The sequence below is a fragment of the Burkholderia anthina genome (genome assembly GCF_001547525.1).
In the GTDB taxonomy this organism is placed as follows: Bacteria; Pseudomonadota; Gammaproteobacteria; order Burkholderiales; family Burkholderiaceae; genus Burkholderia; species Burkholderia semiarida.
Genome location: NZ_CM003768.1, coordinates 908,885 through 927,612, shown reverse-complemented (window position 1 = coordinate 927,612; position 18,728 = coordinate 908,885). Strand labels below are relative to the sequence as shown.

The following is an 18,728-nucleotide window of genomic DNA, read 5'->3' as shown; positions in this document are numbered from 1 at the left end:
AGGTTGCGGATGGCGAAGCTCGTGTCGATGGGTGCAGGCGGGGGTTCGACCGGGGGTGGTTCGACCGGGGGCGGCTCGACCGGGGGTGGTTCGACCGGCGGCGGCACAACCGGCGGTGGTTCGACCGGCGGTGGTTCGACCGGGGGTGGTTCGACCGGGGGTGGTTCGACCGGCGGCGGTTCGACCGGCGGCGGCACAACCGGCGGCGGCACAACCGGCGGAGGCACAACCGGCGGCGGCACAACCGGCGGCGGCACAACCGGCGGCGGCACAACCGGCGGCGGCACGACCGCCGGCGGCACAACCGGCGGAGGCTCGCCGGGCACCGCCTCGGGCAGCGTGGGCGGCGGATCGACCACTTCAACATCGCCCGGCTCCGGACGCGGGCTCGCGTCCTCGATCTGCACGACCTCGGACGAATCGTCACCGCCGCAGGCCGACAATGTCAAACCCGCCAGCAGACAAAATGCTCCCAACGGCAAACCACGCCGAAAAAATACAACATTCATGCTAATCGACTCACCGCGAATAGGAAAAAGGAAGGCGCAGTCGCACACGCATCACACCGTGCGCGACCAGCGTTACTCGACCTGTCATTCGCGATTCGAATAGCGAATAGGTTAAATTCCGCTGCTGCCAGATACATCCGTCAATCGGCGCCGATCTCCAGCGAGGAGATCTGGCGCGATGAGAAAATTATAAAATTCGGCGCATCTGACAAACAATCGTACAAGTACTAAATTACCACCCTCATTGACGCCATAAAATTCGATCTTTTCCGATCATTTTCGAGATGAGTCGCCGCCCCATCGCGCGATGCGGCCCACATCACGATCCGCCGAACCAGTTGTAGCCCTGATCGACCCAATAGCCGCCGGGGAACGTGTCCGTCACGAAGATTTCCATGATGTGCTTCGGGTTCTTGTAGCCGAGCTTGGTCGGCATCCGCAGCTTCATCGGGAAGCCGTATTCCGCCGGCAGCCGGCGGCCGTCGTACTCGAACGCGAGCAGCGTCTGCGGATGCAGCGCGGTCGGCATGTCGATGCTTTCGTAGTAGTCGTCCGCGCACTTGAAGCCGACGTATTTCGCCCGCGTGTCGGCGCCCGCGCGCGCGAGAAATGCGCCGAACGGCGTGCCGCCCCAGCGGCCGATCGCGCTCCACCCTTCCACGCAAATATGCCGGGTGATCTGTTCCGCATGCGGCAGTGCGCGAAGCTCGTCGAGCGTCCATACGCGTTTGCCCGTCACGCGGCCCGACAGCACGAGCCGATACGTCGATTCGTCGACGTGCGGCACGTCGTCGATTCCGTAGTACGCGTTGAACGGAAACGGCCGCGTGATGTCGGCCTCGGTGTAGGTCGGCGCGAGCTGGTTCGGGTTGAACAGCCACGCCTGCACGCGGTCGTTCATGCGCGACACTTTCTCGAGGAACGTGTTGACCGACGCGTCGTCCTGCAGCGTGCAGCCGGTCAGCATCGTGAGGCCGCCGAGCGTCAGCACGCGCCGGTTGAAGAGCCGTCGCGACGGCATCTCGAGTTCGCGGCGCACGTCGAGCTCGAGCGATTTCCGGTCGAGCGCCCAGCGCGGCTCGCCGCGGTTGTTTTCAGATTCCGACATGATGATTTCCTTCGCCCGCGGTGTACAGGTCAGCGGCCGCGCAGCATCGCGAGCAGCGAGCGCGGCACCAGCAACGCCATCGCGACGTGGACGACCACGAACGCGACCAGCAGCGACATCGCCCAGAAGTGCACGATGCGCGCATTGTCGTAACCGCCGAACAGTTCGCGCAGCAGCGGGAACTGCACCGATTTCCAGATCGCGAGCCCCGACAGCACCAATACGACGAGATCGACGATCGCGGTCAGATACGCGGCACGCTGCACCGCGTTGTAGACGCTCAGGTCGTCGTGCGACAGCCGCCCGCGGATCGCGGCGCGCACGTCGCGCCACACCGACGCCGGCGTCACGGGCAGCAGCTTGCGTGCGAAGCGCCCCGTCGCGATCGACATCGCGAGGTAGAACAGGCCGTTGCCGACCAGCAGCCACATCGCCGCGAAATGCCATTGCAGCGCACCGCCGAGCCAGCCGCCGAGCGTGATGCCGTGCGCGAACGTGAACGACGGATAGATCGGCGACGCGTCATAGATGCGCCAGCCGGACAACGCCATCAGGATCGCCGCGAGCGCGTTGAGCCAGTGGCTCGCGCGCACCCACCGCGGATGGATCGTCGGCGCGGGCGGCGGCACACTCGCGCGATCCGTGACAGGGACCGTTTGCATGATGAAGACTCCCGGGATGATGTGACGGGGCGCGACGCGCCGGTGACCGGCCGGTCGCGCCCCGCACGCATTCGTTAGTTCGACGGGCTCATGGCGTCCTTCTTCATCGCGTCGTCCTTCTTCATCGAATCGTGACCCATCGCGTCCTTCTTCATCGCGTCCTTCTTCATCGCGTCCTTCTTCATCGCCTGCTTCTTCATGCCGTCCTTCTTCATGCCGTCCTTCGCCATCGCGTCGTGGCCCATCGCGTCCTTCGACATCGACATGCCGTCCTTCGACATCGCATCGTTCTGCGCGTAGGCCCCCGTTGCGATCGTGGCAAGTGCGGCGATACAGGTGGCGATGAATACTTTTTTCATGACATCTCTCCGATACATGGGTTAAGGAGCCGAATAGACGGAGCACGCGGACGGAAATGACAGCGATGACGAAAATTTTTTTGCGCCCGAAAAAAGGGAACGGACTACTGCCCCGCTCGGCCGTTCTGTCCGGCCCTGCATCGCGGTTCGACCGCAGCGCTTGCTGCGGCGCAGCGTGCGCGCACCAGCGGCCGCGATCCGGCCATCGCCCGGCGGCATCCGCGCCGCATCCGGTTGAAACCGCCGCCAAGCCGGTGTATCGTGTGCGCTGCTAACGCGGGGGTCCTGCAATGCGTTCGGTCAAACAACCGGCATTGCGGGTGAGAAATACCCTTTGAACCTGATCTGGATAATGCCAGCGCAGGGAAGCGTACGGATTTCGCCGCCATCCCTCTGACGAAACCCGCCGCCTCACCAAGCCTTGTCTCCTGCTTAGCTCGAGCCCCACATTCGTCAAGGGCTCCGGGCAAGCGCCGAAGCGCCTGTCCGGCGCCCGCACAGGAGATTGCATGAACGCCAATCCGAAGTTTCTGTCTGCCGACGCCCACGTCGACGCCGCCGCCGTCGCCCCGCTGCCCAATTCGCGCAAGGTGTATGTCACCGGCTCGCAACCCGACATCCGCGTGCCGATGCGCGAGATCACGCAGGCCGACACGCCGACCGGCTTCGGCGGCGAGAAGAATCCGCCGATCTACGTGTACGACACGTCGGGCCCGTACACCGATCCGGACGCGAAGATCGACATCCGCGCGGGCCTGCCCGCACTGCGTCAGCGCTGGATCGAAGCGCGCGGCGACACCGAAGTGCTCCCCGGCCTGTCGAGCCAGTACGGCCTCGAGCGCGCGGCCGATCCGGCCACCGCCGACCTGCGTTTCCCCGGCCTGCACCGCAACCCGCGCCGCGCGCAGCCCGGCAAGAACGTCACGCAGATGCACTACGCGCGTCAGGGCATCATCACGCCGGAAATGGAATACATCGCGATCCGCGAGAACCAGCGCCGCGCCGAATACATCGAGAGCCTGAAGTCGAGCGGCCCGAACGGCGCGAAGCTCGCCGCGATGATGGGCCGCCAGCATCCGGGCCAGGCGTTCGGCGCCGCGGCCTTCGGCGCGAACGCGCTGGCCGAGATCACGCCGGAATTCGTGCGCGACGAAGTCGCGCGCGGCCGCGCGATCATCCCCGCGAACATCAACCACCCGGAATCCGAGCCGATGATCATCGGCCGCAACTTCCTCGTGAAGATCAACGCGAACATCGGCAACTCGGCCGTCACGTCGTCGATCGGCGAGGAAGTCGACAAGATGACGTGGGCGATCCGCTGGGGCGGCGACACGGTGATGGATCTGTCGACCGGCAAGCACATCCATGAAACGCGCGAGTGGATCATCCGCAACAGCCCGGTGCCGATCGGCACGGTGCCGATCTACCAGGCGCTCGAAAAGGTCAACGGCAAGGCCGAGGACCTGACCTGGGAAATCTTCCGCGACACGCTGATCGAACAGGCCGAGCAAGGCGTCGACTACTTCACGATCCACGCGGGCGTGCGCCTGCAGTACGTGCCGCTCACCGCGAACCGGATGACGGGCATCGTGTCGCGCGGCGGCTCGATCATGGCGAAGTGGTGCCTCGCGCATCACAAGGAAAGCTTCCTGTACGAACACTTCGAAGAGATCTGCGAGATCATGAAGGCGTACGACGTGAGCTTCTCGCTCGGCGACGGCCTGCGCCCCGGCTCGATCTACGACGCGAACGACGAAGCGCAGCTCGGCGAACTGAAGACGCTCGGCGAGCTCACGCAGATCGCGTGGAAGCACGACGTGCAGGTGATGATCGAAGGCCCCGGCCACGTGCCGATGCAGTTGATCAAGGAGAACATGGATCTCCAGCTCGACTGGTGCAAGGAAGCGCCGTTCTATACGCTGGGGCCGCTGACCACCGACATCGCGCCGGGCTACGACCACATCACGTCGGGCATCGGCGCCGCGATGATCGGCTGGTTCGGCACCGCGATGCTGTGCTACGTGACGCCGAAGGAACACCTTGGCCTGCCGAACAAGGACGACGTGAAGGAAGGCATCATCACGTACAAGCTCGCCGCGCACGCGGCCGACCTCGCCAAGGGTCATCCGGGCGCGCAGGTGCGCGACAACGCGCTGTCGAAGGCGCGCTTCGAGTTCCGCTGGGAAGACCAGTTCAACATCGGTCTCGACCCGGACAAGGCGCGCGAATTCCACGACGAGACGCTGCCGAAGGATTCGGCGAAGGTCGCGCACTTCTGCTCGATGTGCGGCCCGCACTTCTGCTCGATGAAGATCACGCAGGACGTGCGCGAGTTCGCGGCGCAGCAAGGCGTGTCGGAGACCGAAGCGCTGAAGAAGGGGATGGAGGTCAAGGCAGTCGAGTTCGTGAAGACCGGCGCCGAGATCTATCACCGCCAGTAAGCGCGGCGAGCCCCACCGGCTCGCATCGCGCTGCACGAAGCCCGCTTTCGAGCGGGCTTTTTTGCGCATGTCGCGTGCCTGCCGGCGCAGGGGAAACAATTGATTACGAAACCGCGCGAGCCTTAACAAGTCCTTACAGCAGCGCCGCGGGACGGCGCGTAGATTGGGGACATGCGCGGCCGCCGGCCGGTCGCGCGCCCTCCGTTCACTACCACAAGGACAACGATCATGAATTCGATTCGGCGTTTTGGGGTATGCGCGCTCCTCGTCGCGACAGTGGCCAGCCTGTCGGCCTGCGATTCGATGTCGCGGCGTCAGCGCGATACGGCAATCGGTGCGGGTGTCGGCGGCGTCGCCGGCGCGGCGATCGGCGGCAACGCGCTGTCGACGCTGGGCGGCGCGGCGGCCGGCGGCATCATCGGTAACCAGATCGGCAAGTAAGCAGCCCGACTCCGGCCGGCCGGGCGTCATCCGGCCACGGCCGATCGGCTCAACGGCGCTTCCGCACCGCGGACGCGCCGTTTTTGCATGTAGCGCCGCGGGGCGCGGCCGCTGACCGGAAATGATCGGTTACCGTTTCTCATACCGTGTCACCGGTCCTCGGCCTAAGCTTCAGGTATCTGCCGATAGCCGGCTGCGCCGGAGACACATCATGAACAGGACCTTCGTCGCCGCGGCGCTTGCCTGCGCGACGCTTGCCGGCTGCTATTACCCGTACGCCTACTATCCCGGAGGCTATTACACGGCGGCGCCGGCGCCGGTACAGCCCGCGCCCGTGTATGTCGATCCGGCCCCCGCCTACTACTATCCGGCGCCTGCGTATGGGCCGGCGTGGGGCGGCTATTGGGGCCCGGCACTGTCGCTCAATTTCGGCTTCGGCGGACGCGGCGGCTGGCGTCATCGCTGATCGGCCGCATCGCGCGTGGCCGCCCGCCGCCGGGCACGATCGGCGACGTTCCCGTTTCTTGTCGTTTCATCCGATCGTGAAACGACGGTGTGGTAACGCGGTGTAAGATCCTCGCATCCCGTCCCCGCCCTCCCCGATCGATGTCGCCCAAAAACGCTTTCCTGCTGACCGTGCTCGCCGCCCTGTGGGGCGCATCCTTCCTGTTCATCCGGATCGGCGTGGTCGATTTCGGCGTCGCGCCGCTGATGGCGCTGCGCGTGGGCATCGGCGCGCTGTTTCTCGCGGGCTTCGCGCTGACGCGCTTCAAACCGGCCGATCTCGGCGCCCGGTTGCGCCGTCATGCGTGGCCGCTGTTCGTCGTCGGCGCGCTGAATTCCGGCATCCCGTTCTGCCTGTTCGCGTTCGCCGAATTGACGCTGTCGGCCGGCGTGACGTCGGTGATCAACGCGACGACGCCGCTGTGGGGCGCGCTCGTCGCTTATCTGTGGCTGAAGGACAAGCTGTCGCTGCCGCGCGCGCTCGGCCTCGTCATCGGGTTCGCCGGCGTACTCACGCTCGTGTGGAACCAGATCGCGACCGCGCACGGCGACACGGGCGCCGGCGCGACCGCGCTCGCCGCGGCGGCCGCACTCGGCGCGACGCTGCTGTACGGCGTCGCGGCCAACTATACGAAACGCAACCTCGGCGGCGTCGATCCGCTCGTCAACGCAGCGGGCAGCATGATCGGCTCGACCGTGCTGCTGCTGCCGTTCGCGATCGCGACGTGGCCGGCCGCGCCGATCGGCGTGCACGCATGGGGCGCGGTGCTCGCGCTCGGCGTCGCGTGCACGGGCATCGCCTATTTCATCTTCTTCTACCTGATCGCGCACATCGGGCCCGCCCGCGCGATTACCGTGACGTTCGTGATCCCCGTGTTCGGCCTGCTGTGGGGCGCGCTGTTCCTCGGCGAACACGTGTCGGCCGTGATGATCGAAGGCTGCGCGATCGTGCTCGTCGGCACCGCGCTCGCGACCGGCGTGATCAAGCGGATTCCCGGTGTCCGGCCCCGCGGCGGCGAAGCGGCCTGACGATCGGCACGCCGGGCGCGCACGGACCGTCGCAGGCCGCCCGCTGGCCGCGGCCCAGTGGCCGCCGCGCGGCAATGCCGATGACGGCGCGCCGCGGGTTGGCCGACATGCCGCCGATCGCACCGCGGCGCGCGGCATTCGTCTCATTCGTCTGACAGCGGCGGCCGGCCGCCGGGATTTCCCGTATCGGGCGGCAACGACGCACGATCACGCCCTGTCGCGGGATGCTCGCCCGCGGCCGCGGCGCGCTTCGTTTCGCGACGATCATGCACCGTACGCACGCATGCGGCGCCCCCGGCCGCGCCGCCGCCCGCGTGCCGGGATCGCGATGTAGCGTTTGCGTCTGGAGTTACCCTGATACGCGCGCCGCGGCAATCCCGTTACACTCGGGACACTTATCCGCAGAAGGCAGTCTCGATGCCCCACGTTCTTTCGCGTCCGCCTGCGCATGCGGCTGCATCGGCGTGGCGGAGTGTCGACGCCCCGCCGCCCCCGCCCGGGCACCGTTGACATGAAGCCCACCCGCGACCTGTCGCTCGACGCCCTGCTCGAACGCCTCACGCCGACACCCCACGGCTGGCTCGCCACCTATCGCACCACGACCTTGCGCAGCGTGTTCCAGCCCGTGCTGTCGATCACGCACAAGCGCGTCGTCGGCTACGAGGCGCTGCTGCGCGTCGTCGACGGGAACGGCGCGCTGGCGTCGCCCACCGCCCTGCTCGACAAGACGCGCGGCGACGCCGACGCGCTGCTGCTCGACCGGCTCGCGCGCTGCCTGCACACGGCCAACTTCGTCGCGCAGGGCATCGGCGACGGCTGGCTGTTCCTGAACGTGACGCCGCGCGTACTCGATACGGGCCTCGTGCAGCGCGAGTTCGTCGAGGCGCTATGCCGGCATTTCGCGCTGCCGCCGAACCGCATCGTGCTGGAAGTGGTCGAACAGCCGGCGCGCGACGAAGCCGCGCTCGCCCGCACGATCGACATGATCCAGCATCGCGATTTCCTGATCGCGATCGACGATTTCGGCACCGGCTTCTCGAACTTCGACCGCGTGTGGCGGGCGCGACCCGACATCGTGAAGCTCGACCGCTCGCTCGTCGAGCGTTCGACCAGCTCGGCCGAGGACCGCCGCATCATGCATCACCTCGTGTCGATGCTGCACCAGGCCGGCGCGATGGTGCTGGCCGAAGGCGTGGAAAGCGACGACGCGTTGCAGGCGCTGATGGAAGCCGACATCGATTTCGTGCAGGGTTTCCGGTTCGGTCAGCCCGATGCATCGATCGCGCACGCGAGCGCGGCGGCGCCCGCGATGCTCGACGCCGCGTGGCGGCGCTTCATCGCCCGCCGGCACACGCCGGTGGCCGCCGGGCAGCCGGGCTTCGACGCGATCGAACGCCTCGTGCTCGGCGGCGCGGCCGCGTTTTCGGCGAGCGGCAATCTGCAGGACGCCGCACAACGCGTATTCGCGGTGCCTGCCGCGCGTCGCGTGTTCGTCACGGACGAGACGGGCGAACAGTTCCTGCCGTCGATCGGCGCCCCGCTCGACGATAGTCAGGCGAGCGCGACCCGCCTCGCCCCGTTGTTCCCGGAGACCCACAGCAACTGGTCGCGACGCCCGTATTTCCAGCGCGCGATCGCCGCCCCCGGGCGCGTCGCGCTGATGGGCCCGCACTTTTCGCTGACGGAAGGCCGCGACTGCTATACGGCCGCCGTCGCGATCCGCGCGCAGAGCCGGCTCGTCGTGTTCTGCGTCGATTTCGTGCTCGACAGCGCCGGAACCGTGATGCGCTAGCGGGCCGCGCGCGGCGGACCTTCGCCCGCGACGAGCACCGGCCCGTCGTTCGTCAGTCGACCACCTTCCCTCGCCCCGACTTCACCACGCTGCGGCGCGACTTGTGTTCGAGCCGCCGTTCTTTCGACGCACGCGTCGGCCGCGTCGCGACCCGCGCGCGCGGCGTGTACGCGACGCTGCCGATCAGCGTATCGAGCCGCGCGAGCGCCGCCTCGCGGTTCTTCTCCTGTGTCCGGTATTCCTGCGACTTGATCACGACGATGCCGTCGCGCGTGATGCGCTGGTCGGACAGCGCGAGAAGCCGCTCCTTGAGCACCGGCGGCAGCGACGACGCGCGGATGTCGAAGCGCAGATGAATCGCGCTCGACACCTTGTTCACGTTCTGCCCGCCCGCGCCCTGCGCACGCACGGCGGTCCATTCGACCTCGGCCGGATCGAGCGTGTAGCGGATCATCATCGCGAAACCTCCATGCGGCGCCGGGCGAGCGCCTCGTCGATGCGGGCCGCGAGCCCCGAATCGCGCTGCGTGCGCGTCGCGACTGCCTGCGCCAGCACGCGCCGCGGCCCGATCACCTGCACGCGCGTGCGGGCGCGCGTGACCGCCGTATAAACGAGCTCGCGCGTGAGCACGCGGCCGAACGACGCGGGCAGCACGAGCGCCGCCTCGTCGAATTCCGAGCCCTGCGATTTGTGCACCGTCAGCGCGAACGCCGTTTCGTGCGGCGGCAGCGCGGCCGGCGACACCGCGCGCACGGTGCCGTCCGCGCGCCGGAACCATACGCGCAGCACGCCGTGCGCGTCGGGCAGCGCAATGCCGATGTCGCCGTTGAACAGCCCCAGCGCATAATCGTTGCGCGTGACCATGATCGGCCGCCCGGTGAACCAGTGCGCGCCGACCGCGAGCGGCACGCGCGCCGCGTGCCGCACGTGCGCGGCCACCAGCGCATTGACGTGTTCCGCGCCGCGCGAGCCGCCGCGGGTCGCGCACAGAATCCGGAACCGGTTGAGCGCGTCGAACATCGGCAGCGGATCGGGCACCGGCGCGGCCAACGCGTCGCGCAATGCGTCGAGATAGGCGCCGAAGCGCCGCGCGAGCCGCTCGACCGTCGACGACGCCAGCGTGTCGCCCGCATCGTCATGAAACGACGCGGCGGCCGAGTCGTCGGCAGGCAGCGCATCGAGCGCCGCCTGCACGTCGCCGCGGCGGATCGCGAGCGACAGCCGCCCGATCGGCGAATCGAGACCGAACCGGTAATTGCGTTCGAGCCACACGACGCAATCCGCGAGCGGTGCCGGAGCGGACATGCCGGCGGACGCGGCAGCGACTTCGCCGGTCAATGGCGATGCGGCGGCCGTCACCGATGCGAGCACCGCATCGGCCGTGTCGAACGGCGGCAGGTCGACAGTGTCGAGCCAGGCGAGTTCGTCGGCCTCGATCCAGGCGGGCGCAGTGCCGCCCGGTACGCCGACATCGGTCGTTGCCGACTCCGCGCGCGGTGGTGGCGCGATGCCGGGCGACGACGCTTCGTCGTCCTGCGGTTCGTCGTCGAAGAGCGACGCCTGTCGCGCATCGACTTTCGGCCGGGCCGCCGGCTTGCGTGAAACGGGTACGGACGCCGATGGCGACGCCGAAGCCCGTGCGGAAGCGGAAACCGGATGCTCGGCCGGAACCGCAGCCGGAGCGGCTTCGTCCGGCACCGGCAACGCCGCGACGAACGCCGCCTCGTCGATGCCCAGCGCCTGCGCGATGCGCGCGCGCGCCGCGGCCGTGAACGCGGGCCGCGCGCTCAGCTCCGCGAATACGGCGCCGGCCTCGACCGCGGCCAGTTGATCCTTGTCGCCCAGCAACACGAGCCGCGCGCCCGGCGCGAGCGCGTCGAGCAGATGCGCGGCAAGTGCGACGTCGATCATCGACGCCTCGTCGACGACGATCAGATCGTACGGCAACGGATTGTCGCGATGATGCCGGAAACCGCCTGCTCCACCGCCGCCCAGCAGCCGATGCAGTGTGTACGACGTGTCAGGCAGGCGCGCGGCGAGTTCCGGCGGCAGATCGCCGGCGCGCGCGTGCAGCGCCTCCTGCATCCGCTGCGCGGCCTTGCCGGTCGGTGCGGCCAGCGCGATGCGCAGCCCCGGGTGCGCGTCGAGCAGACAGGCGAGCACGCCGACGACGGTCGTCGTCTTGCCCGTGCCCGGCCCGCCGCTGACGATCGTCACGCGGCCCGTCAGCGCGACGATCGCCGCGACGCGCTGCCAGTCGACTTCACCTGTGGCCGGCCCGAAGTAACGGGCGAGACTGTCGCGCAACCGGTCGGGCGACAGGCGTTCGTCCGGCGCGGCGACGCCGGCCTGCGCGACGAGCGCATCGGCGAGCCGCCGTTCGTAATCGAAATAGCGCGACAGGTACAGGTGATCGAGCCGGTCGACGATCAGCGGCCGCTCGTCGCCGCGCGCGAGCGTGCCGAACGCGACCACGCCGCTTGCGGCCAGCGCCGCGCGGACCTCGTCGAGCGGCGCTTCGTAGCGCTGCGCGAGCGCGCCAAGCGCGACGCACACGTGGCCGCCGGCGGTCGCGCGGCTCGTCGCGAACGCGGCGCGCGCCGCCCAGCGTGCCGATGCGGGAGGCGCACCGGCACGCCGCGCGAGGTCGCCGATGCGGCGCGCGAAGCCTTCCGCGAGCGCGATGCCGAAATCGGCCGGCTCGGGCAGCCGCGCGACGAGGCCGCCGGTGAATTCGAGCATGTCGTCGGACGCGGTCATGCGCGGCTCCCTTCCATCATCCGGTCGAGTGCGTCGACGAGCGCGCGCGCGGGCCGCCGCGCATGCACGCCGGCCGGCTCGCCGCCGCTGCGCCAGCCGGGCCGCACGCCGCGCACGAACAGGTACAGGTAACCGGCGATGTGCGTGTCGTAGTCGTAATCGGGCAGGCGGCCACGCAGGTAACGGTGCAGCGCGACCGTATAGAGCAGCGCCTGCAGGTGATACGCGTGATCGGCCATCGCGACGTCGAGCGCGCGCGGGCCGTAGGCATCCGGCGTCGTGCCGAGGTAATTCGACTTCCAGTCGACGATCCAGAAACGGCCGTCGTGTTCGACGATCATGTCGATGAAGCCCTTGACGAAACCGGCGAGCGTACCCGCCTCCAGTGCAACGTCCGGATAGCCGTGCGCGACCAGCAGCCGGCGTAGCGCCGTCAGGTCGAGCGACGGCGCCGGAAACAGGAAGCCCATTTCGTCGAGCCGCTTCGCCGGGTCGAGATCGGCAAGCCGCATGCCCGGCACGAGCTCGGTGTGCACGACGTCGTCGACGAGCCGCGCCATCATCGCCGGCAGGCGCGCCGCAAGTTCCGGCTCGGCCTCGACCGGCCGGTCGTGCAGCGCGCCGAGCGCGGCGGTGTGCCACGACTCGGGCTCGGTGAACCGGCTGAGCTCGAACAGGCGGTGCAGGCATTCGCCGGCCGCCGCGCCGCGCGGGAACATGAGGATGTCGTCGTCCGGCGGGCCGGCCGCGGCCGTTTCGGCCAGTATCGGTTCGCCGTCGGGCGTCACCGCCGCAAGCGCATCGTGATCGGGCCGCAGTTCGTCGTCGGGCACGGCCGCGACGCCCGCCTCCTCCCGCGCCATCGATGCGGTCAGCGAGCTGAAGCTCGCCATCCGCCACGCATCGCGCAGCACGCGTGTCGCATGGCGCGCCGCGAGCGTCTGCGACGCGTCGTGCCCGGCTTCGAGACGCTCGCGGCGCGCAGGCACCGGCAGCGGCGCGACGCTCACGGGGCCGCCGGCGAGCGCGTGCCACGCCGCGTCGAGCGCGGCTTCGTCGGGCGGCTCGTCGAGCCACGCATCGAACGCATGGCCGGCCCCCGCGACGAGCCAGTTGAGCACGCTGCGCCGCGCTTCGCGCGTCGAGCGCGACGACAGGTAGGGCCCGGCGACGACATAGCAGCGATAGACCGCGCGCGTGAGCGCCACGTAGACGAGCCGCGCCCGTTCCGCGGCCTGCTCGCGCAGCGCCTGCCGCGCCGCGTGCGCGGCCGCTTCGTCGTCGCATCCGTAATGCAGCACCGCATCGCCCGCGTCGTCGTGATACTCGCGCGCATCGGGCAACGCGGACGGCGGCGGCTCGCGCAGCCCGCCGTCGTTCAGGAACGGACAGAACACGATCGCGTATTCGAGCCCCTTCGACTTGTGCACCGTGACGATCTGCACGAGATTGCGATCGGATTCGAGCCGCAGTTGCGCTTCCTCGCCGCCGCCGTCGAGCCGTTGCGCGGCGAGCCAGCGCAGCGTCGGCGCGATGCCCGGCTGCGCGGATGCACGGGCCTGCGTCAACTCGGCCAGATGGTTGATGTCGGTCACGCGGCGCTCGCCGTCCGCACCGGCCATCAGCCGCTCGGCGATCCGCAGCTCGCGCGTGAACGTGCGCCACATCACCGCGAAACCGCGTTCGCGCCACAGCAGCCGATACCGCGAGAAGCGCTCGACCCAGCTCATCGCGTCGGCACTGTCGGCCGCCGGCGCGCCGGGCGGCGCGCCGCCGTCGCCCTGCTCCATGCGCCACAGCGCGCCGGCATCGAGCCCGAACCAGTCGGACGCGAGCGCCGCGCGCAGGCGCCGCAGGTCGCCCGGCGCATCGATCGCCGCCAGCACGCGTTCGAGCTGCTCCGCGTCGCCGGTCGAGAACACCGACGCCTGCGCCAGCTCGACGCTGCCGATGCCCCACGTCGCGAGTACGCGCTTCACGAGGCTGCCTTGCCGGTGCGTCTGCACGAGCACCGCGATGTCGCCCGGCGACAACGGCGTGTCTCCCAAGCGCACGCGCCCTTCACGCGCGCCGCGCATCAGCCGCGCGATCTCGGCCGCGCACGCCTGGGCAGCCTGCGCCTGCGCATCGCGCTTGAGCAGCGTGCGTTCGCCGCCCGGCAGCGCCCACACCCGGAAATCGCCGGCGGGGCCCGGATCGGTTTCGTCGACGAACGGCGCACGCACGCGCGTGCCGGCGCGCACCGCGTAATAGTCGAGCCCGTCGAGCACGAACGCGCGCGGATTCGACATGAACAAGCGGTTGCACGCGTCGACGATCGCGGGCGTCGAGCGCTGGTTGACCGCGAGCGTGTAGCACGCGCTCGCCCGTGCGCGCGCGGCGAGATAGGTATGCAGATCGGCCGCGCGGAAACTGTAGATCGCCTGCTTCGGATCGCCGACGAGGAACAGCGGGCCGCCCGGCGCGAAGATCCGGTCGAAGATTGCGAACTGCAGCGGATCGGTATCCTGAAACTCGTCGATCAGCGCGGCCGGATAGCGTGCGCGCAGCGCCTCGGCGAGCCACGGATGCGCGTGCAGCGCGTGATACAGGTTCGCGAGCAGATCGTCGAACGACACGACGCGCCGCGTGCGCTTGCGCTCGGCCAGCTCGCGCGGCGCCATGTCGAGCCATTCGGCGATCAGCGCGAGCCAGCGCGCGCGCTGCGTGGCCTCGGCCGCGGCCACGGCGGCCTCGAGCGCGTCGGCCACGTCGAAGAACGCGTGGGCGGGCGTCGCACCGCCTTTTTTCGTCGCCTTGGTCAGGGCGGTTTGCGTGAGCTTCAGCGCGGCTTTCGGCAGCGCGGCCGTCGCGTCGCCCTGCGCGAAATGCGCCGCCCACGCGGCGAGCGCATCGGCGAGCGCGTCGGGCTTGTGCGAGCGCTGATTGAGCGCGGGCTGCGCGGCGCGCAGCAGCGCATCGATCGCGTCGCGCTCGGCCGCCCACATCCGCGCGGCCTCCGCGAAGCATTCGGCCGCGGCCGCTTCGGCCGATTCGTCCGGCTCGGTCACGCCATCCCAGCGCAGCGCGGCAAGCGGCTTCTTCAGCCGGCGTGCGAGCTGCGCATCGAGCGCGGCCGGGCCGGCGCCCGATTCGACGAGCCACGTCGCGAAGCCCGGCCAGCGCGCGGCCGCCGGTTCGACACGCGTGCGCCAGAAATCCGCCGCGAGTTCGAAGCGCAGCGACGCATCGTCGGCCTCCATGTCGAACGCGAACGGCATCGCCGCCGCGAACGGCGCTTCCTGCAGCGCGCGCTGGCAGAACGCGTGGATCGTATGGATCGCCGCCTGGTCGAACGCGCGCAGCGCACGCCGGATCCGCTTCACCGCCGTCTCGGGATCGAGCGCGCCGTCGTCGCCGAGCGTGGTCTCCAGCAGGCGCGCGATGAACGGATCGCCGCCGTCGTCGCCCGTGTCGAGCGCATGCGCGAGCTGCGCGAGCCGGCCGCGAATCCGCTCGTGCAACTCGGCCGTCGCCGCTTTCGTGAACGTCACGACGAGGATCTCGTCCGCGCCGAGATCCTTTTCGAGCAGCAGGCGCACGTACAGCGCGCAGATATTCCATGTCTTGCCGGTGCCGGCCGACGCCTCGATCTGGTTGACGCCGTCGAGCGGGCACGCGAATACGTCCAGTTCGAGCGCCTGCTGCTGCGCCCCGGCGCTCATGCGACCTCCTTCAGATGTTCGACGAGCGGCTCGAACACGAGCCGCGCGAGCGTGCCGAACGGCTCGTCGAGCGACGGATGCGCGCCGCGCCACGCGATCGCGATGGCCGGATCGTCGGCTTCGCTCACGACCCGCTCGTTGATCCACACGCTCGCGGCCTTGGCCTCGCCGTCGGACACCCGCGCCCATGCACTGCGCGGGAAAAACCGCAGCGGCATGCGCCGCCCCGCGCGGAACAGCGCGGCCAGCGGCGCGAGCCGTTCGAGCGGCGCCGCGACGGGCGTCAGCTCGAACGCGCCGCCGCTGCCGAACCATAGCGTGCGGCGCGGGCCGCCGGGCTCGATCGCACAGTAGACGAGATGCGCGAGCCACGCGGACAGGTAGTCGCGCGCGCTCGGTCGCGCATAGCGGTAGATGACCTGCCCGCCCGGCGTCAGCCGGTTCAGCGTGCCGTGCAACTCGAGCGGGGCGCTCACCGCGTCGGCCGCCAGCATCGCGTCGTCGGCGCCGAACAGCGCCTGCTCGGTGTCGGGCCATTTCGGCACGACGGCGAGCGAGAACGGCCGCCGCTCGATGCCGCCGGCCAGCGCACCGCGCACGTTCGACGCAAGCTGCGTCATCGAGCCGAGCGCCTGGTCGCGCCACACCGCGCCCGTCGCGCCGCCGGGCAGTTCGGGGCTCGCGTCCGCGATGCGCAGCGCGTGATCGTGCACGCCGCCCTCGCCCGCTTCGATCAGGAGCGGCAGCACGCGCTCGGCAAGCGCGTCGCTGCCGGCGAAGTCCAGCGCGAACGGCTCGGTATCGAGCAGTTCGGCCTGCGCGTCCGCCAGCACGATGCCGAGCCGGCCGCGCAGCAATGCGCGCGCCGGATGCCGCCAGAAACGTTCGAATTCGCTGAACGCGACGGGCTCGACCGGCTCGGCCGGCAGCGGCCGCGCGAAGAACGGCTGCTCGCGCGGCCCGCCGCGCGACGCTTCGGTGGCCAGCAGCGACGCCAGCGTCGCCCGCTCGGCGTCGTACGAAACGAGTTCGCTGCCCGGCTGGAAATACGCGGCCGCGAACGGCTGCAGCGGATGCTCGACGATGAACGCGCGCCGCGCGGCATCGACCGCATCCGGGGCGGCGCCGGGCCCCGCCGTGACGATCGCCAGATGATCGAGTAACTCGTCGACGAGCGCCGCGGGCGGCAACGGCGCATTGTCGCGGATGCTGCGGCCCGTATAGGTGATCAGCAACCGGTCGCGGGCAGCCAGCAGCAGGTCGAGAAACAGATTGCGCTCGTCGTCGCGGCGCTGCCGGTCGCCCAGCTTCGGCAGCACGGCCATCAGGTCGAATTCGTCCGCGCGCGCGAGGCTCGGCAGCACGCCGTCGTCCATCCCGAGCAGGCAGACGATGCGATACGGCAGCCCGCGCAAGCTCGTGAGCGACGAGAACGTGACGCCGCCCCACGGCACCCCGCCGCGGGCCGGATCGTCGAGCGCCGCGGTGAGCCCCGCGCGGACGACGGCCGCCGGCAGCGCCTCGTCGGGCGCGCCTTCCGTCATCGCGGCCAGCATCGCGTCGAGCGCGTCGCGCACGCCGGCCAGCGCGTCGGCATACGCGGCGCCCGAATCGAAGAAGCGCGCGAGCGTGTCGGCGAACAGCTCGCTCCAGCCGCGCGGCGTGTGCGACTGCGCGAGCCGCCGCGCGAAGCCGTCGAGATCGTCGGTGAAGCGTGCGAGCCGGCCGAGCAGTTCGGCCTCGCTGCCCGTGGCCGCCTCGATCGGCAGCCATGCACCGATCGGCGCCGCGCCTTCGGGCATCGCATAGCCGAGAAAGAGCCGCGCGAGCGCATCGGAGAACGTATGGCGCGGCGCGGGCACGGCCGCGTCGTCGCTCGCGCGCGGCGACAGCCCGCGCCGCGCGCCGGCGGCCGCGAGCCAGGTCTGCACCGTTTCGAGCGCGGCCGCGTCGATGTCGTAGCGCGCGGCCACCGCATCCACGCGCAGCCATTCGACCAGCTCCGGCGCGCCGACCTGCCGCTCCGGCAACGCGAGCCAGTCGAGCAGCACGCGCGCGACCGGGTTCGCCTGCGACGGCGGCAGGCCGGTGATCCGGTACGGCACCCGCGCGCCGCCGGCGCCTGCGGTGCCGAACACCGCGTCGATCAACGGCCCGGCGGCGGCAAGATCGGCCACCGCGACGAGCACGTCGGACGGCTGCAGGCTCGCATCGGCGTCGAACCACGCGAGCAGCCGGTCGTGCAGCACCTCGAGCTGGCGCGCGAGGCTGTGGCACACATGCACCTCGATCCCGCGCTCGAGCGGCGTGCCGCCGATGTCGGCCTCCGGCTGCAGTTCGAGGATCGCGTTCTGCACGCGCGCGAGCCACGTCGGTGCGGGATTCTCGACGAAACGCGACGCATCGCCCGACGCCGCGCTTTCAGTCAGCTCGTGCAGCATGTGCAGTTGCGCCTGCGTCTGCCTGCCCCATTCGGCGAGCAGCGGATGGCCGACTTCCTGGTAATCGCGCCGCCCGGCCGCATCGAGCGCCTCGGCGTGCGCGGCGGTCACGATGTCGAACCAGAATTCGCGGCACGGATTCAGCGCGTAGACGCGCACGTCGATCCAGCGCGACAGTTCGCGCAGCAGCGCGACATGCAGCGGCGGCATCGTCGGCAGCGCGAACACGCTGACCGATTCGGGCCAGTCGGCGCGCGCGACCGTATCGGCATCGAGATGGCGCGCCTCGACGAGGAAACGGTGCGCCGGCGGCGTGCCGCTGTCGCTCAGCTCGGCGAGCAGCGCGCGCCACAGCGCGGCCTGCCAGCGCTCGTCGTCGCGCGCGGCGTCGCTGATCCCGCGCGGCGCGGCGTCGCCCGCGAGCACCGATTCGCCGGCCTGCCACGCGGCCAGCCATTCGGGGCGGTAGGTCAGGTAGTGATCGAGCACGGCCGCGACGCGATGGGCCAGCTCGTAGCGCATCGCATCGTCGGAGGCCGACAGATACGCGGCCAGCCGCGGCGACGCGAGCCACGGCGCGTCGCCTGCCGCCTGCGCGAACAGCCGGTAGCAGCGCCACACGAGCCGGTCGGGCGCGAACGGCGAACGCGCGGGCACCGCCAGCACGCGGCCGATCTGCGCCCACAGCCACTGCGCGAGATACGTGAACTCGACGTTCGCGCACACGCCGTTGCGCGCGGCGATGTCGAGCTCGAGGCGGCGGCGCAGCGCCGCGCTCGGCACGATGACCTGTTGCGGCGCCCACGGGCCGTTACGGGCCGGAAACGCGGCCAGATCCTCGAGCAGCGCGTCGGCCAGCGTTTCGTGACGGTTCGAATAGAAAAGATGGAGCATGAAGCGGGCGTCGGAACCTCGGACCGGCGGGGCCGGGCGAACAGGATCACCAAGGATAGCAAATGGGCCGCCGCCGCGAACCTC

General features: G+C 70.0%; 13 protein-coding genes and 1 riboswitch. Of the genes, 6 read left to right on the top strand and 7 right to left on the bottom strand.

Annotation, left to right across the window (positions count from 1 at the left end; translation table 11 throughout):
* The first annotated feature begins 9 nt into the window (after positions 1–9).
* Positions 10–612 (top strand): hypothetical protein, encoded by a 603-nt coding sequence (locus WS64_RS34840; protein WP_167351600.1) that lies wholly within the window; start codon positions 10–12, stop codon positions 610–612.
* 216 nt (positions 613–828) lie between these two features.
* On the opposite strand, the gene WS64_RS04345 is transcribed toward WS64_RS34840, so the two are convergent.
* The 3 genes from WS64_RS04345 to WS64_RS04335 all read right to left on the bottom strand — a co-directional run bounded on the left by WS64_RS04345 (position 829) and on the right by WS64_RS04335 (position 2,638).
* Positions 829–1,617, bottom strand: a complete 789-nt coding sequence (locus WS64_RS04345; protein ID WP_060965801.1) for a molybdopterin-dependent oxidoreductase — start codon at positions 1,615–1,617, stop codon at positions 829–831.
* 29 nt (positions 1,618–1,646) lie between these two features.
* Positions 1,647–2,279, bottom strand: a complete 633-nt coding sequence (locus WS64_RS04340) for a cytochrome b/b6 domain-containing protein (RefSeq protein WP_060965800.1) — start codon at positions 2,277–2,279, stop codon at positions 1,647–1,649.
* A gap of 74 nt (positions 2,280–2,353) precedes the next feature.
* Positions 2,354–2,638, bottom strand: coding sequence for a pentapeptide MXKDX repeat protein (locus WS64_RS04335; protein WP_060965799.1), 285 nt, complete (start codon positions 2,636–2,638; stop codon positions 2,354–2,356).
* 268 nt (positions 2,639–2,906) lie between these two features.
* Positions 2,907–3,023, top strand: a riboswitch (TPP riboswitch).
* 124 nt (positions 3,024–3,147) lie between these two features.
* Here WS64_RS04335 and thiC point away from each other — a divergent pair.
* The 5 genes from thiC to WS64_RS04305 all read left to right on the top strand — a co-directional run bounded on the left by thiC (position 3,148) and on the right by WS64_RS04305 (position 8,845).
* Positions 3,148–5,079: a phosphomethylpyrimidine synthase ThiC gene (thiC, locus tag WS64_RS04330; protein WP_060965798.1), complete on the top strand. Its 1,932-nt coding sequence runs from the start codon at positions 3,148–3,150 to the stop codon at positions 5,077–5,079.
* A gap of 228 nt (positions 5,080–5,307) precedes the next feature.
* Positions 5,308–5,520: a glycine zipper 2TM domain-containing protein gene (locus WS64_RS04325; RefSeq protein ID WP_059573926.1), complete on the top strand. Its 213-nt coding sequence runs from the start codon at positions 5,308–5,310 to the stop codon at positions 5,518–5,520.
* A gap of 211 nt (positions 5,521–5,731) precedes the next feature.
* Positions 5,732–5,986, top strand: a complete 255-nt coding sequence (locus tag WS64_RS04320) for a hypothetical protein (RefSeq protein WP_060965797.1) — start codon at positions 5,732–5,734, stop codon at positions 5,984–5,986.
* A gap of 140 nt (positions 5,987–6,126) precedes the next feature.
* Positions 6,127–7,053 carry a DMT family transporter gene (locus tag WS64_RS04315; RefSeq protein WP_059644097.1) on the top strand — a complete coding sequence of 309 codons (927 nt, stop codon included), beginning with the start codon at positions 6,127–6,129 and terminating at the stop codon, positions 7,051–7,053.
* 511 nt (positions 7,054–7,564) lie between these two features.
* Positions 7,565–8,845 (top strand): sensor domain-containing phosphodiesterase, encoded by a 1,281-nt coding sequence (locus tag WS64_RS04305; RefSeq protein ID WP_059573929.1) that lies wholly within the window; start codon positions 7,565–7,567, stop codon positions 8,843–8,845.
* Positions 8,846–8,897: 52 nt separating this feature from the next.
* Here the strand turns inward: WS64_RS04305 and arfB are convergent, their stop codons facing one another.
* The 4 genes from arfB to recC are packed head-to-tail and all read right to left on the bottom strand — an operon-like array spanning position 8,898 to position 18,644.
* A complete protein-coding gene (gene arfB, locus WS64_RS04300) occupies positions 8,898–9,302 on the bottom strand; it encodes an alternative ribosome rescue aminoacyl-tRNA hydrolase ArfB (RefSeq protein WP_059573930.1) in 405 nt (134 codons plus the stop codon).
* On the bottom strand, positions 9,299–11,605 hold the full coding sequence (locus WS64_RS04295) for an AAA family ATPase (RefSeq protein WP_060965795.1): 2,307 nt from the start codon (positions 11,603–11,605) through the stop codon (positions 9,299–9,301). The genes arfB and WS64_RS04295 overlap by 4 nt, the downstream gene beginning before the upstream one ends.
* Complete coding sequence (gene recB / locus WS64_RS04290; protein WP_060965794.1) at positions 11,602–15,309, bottom strand: exodeoxyribonuclease V subunit beta; 3,708 nt, start codon at positions 15,307–15,309, stop codon at positions 11,602–11,604. The genes WS64_RS04295 and recB overlap by 4 nt, the downstream gene beginning before the upstream one ends.
* Entirely contained in the window at positions 15,306–18,644 is a 3,339-nt protein-coding gene (recC, locus tag WS64_RS04285; protein ID WP_060965793.1) for an exodeoxyribonuclease V subunit gamma, read from the bottom strand. The genes recB and recC overlap by 4 nt, the downstream gene beginning before the upstream one ends.
* Positions 18,645–18,728: the final 84 nt, after the last annotated feature.

Bases quoted from the DNA above. Each gene is read 5' to 3' on its own strand.
- WS64_RS34840 (WP_167351600.1), top strand. From the start codon at position 10: ATGGCGAAGCTCGTGTCGATGGGTGCAGGCGGGGGTTCGACCGGGGGT.
- WS64_RS04345 (WP_060965801.1), bottom strand. From the start codon at position 1,617: ATGTCGGAATCTGAAAACAACCGCGGCGAGCCGCGCTGGGCGCTCGAC.
- WS64_RS04340 (WP_060965800.1), bottom strand. From the start codon at position 2,279: ATGCAAACGGTCCCTGTCACGGATCGCGCGAGTGTGCCGCCGCCCGCG.
- WS64_RS04335 (WP_060965799.1), bottom strand. From the start codon at position 2,638: ATGAAAAAAGTATTCATCGCCACCTGTATCGCCGCACTTGCCACGATC.
- thiC (WP_060965798.1), top strand. From the start codon at position 3,148: ATGAACGCCAATCCGAAGTTTCTGTCTGCCGACGCCCACGTCGACGCC.
- WS64_RS04325 (WP_059573926.1), top strand. From the start codon at position 5,308: ATGAATTCGATTCGGCGTTTTGGGGTATGCGCGCTCCTCGTCGCGACA.
- WS64_RS04320 (WP_060965797.1), top strand. From the start codon at position 5,732: ATGAACAGGACCTTCGTCGCCGCGGCGCTTGCCTGCGCGACGCTTGCC.
- WS64_RS04315 (WP_059644097.1), top strand. From the start codon at position 6,127: ATGTCGCCCAAAAACGCTTTCCTGCTGACCGTGCTCGCCGCCCTGTGG.
- WS64_RS04305 (WP_059573929.1), top strand. From the start codon at position 7,565: ATGAAGCCCACCCGCGACCTGTCGCTCGACGCCCTGCTCGAACGCCTC.
- arfB (WP_059573930.1), bottom strand. From the start codon at position 9,302: ATGATGATCCGCTACACGCTCGATCCGGCCGAGGTCGAATGGACCGCC.
- WS64_RS04295 (WP_060965795.1), bottom strand. From the start codon at position 11,605: ATGACCGCGTCCGACGACATGCTCGAATTCACCGGCGGCCTCGTCGCG.
- recB (WP_060965794.1), bottom strand. From the start codon at position 15,309: ATGAGCGCCGGGGCGCAGCAGCAGGCGCTCGAACTGGACGTATTCGCG.
- recC (WP_060965793.1), bottom strand. From the start codon at position 18,644: ATGCTCCATCTTTTCTATTCGAACCGTCACGAAACGCTGGCCGACGCG.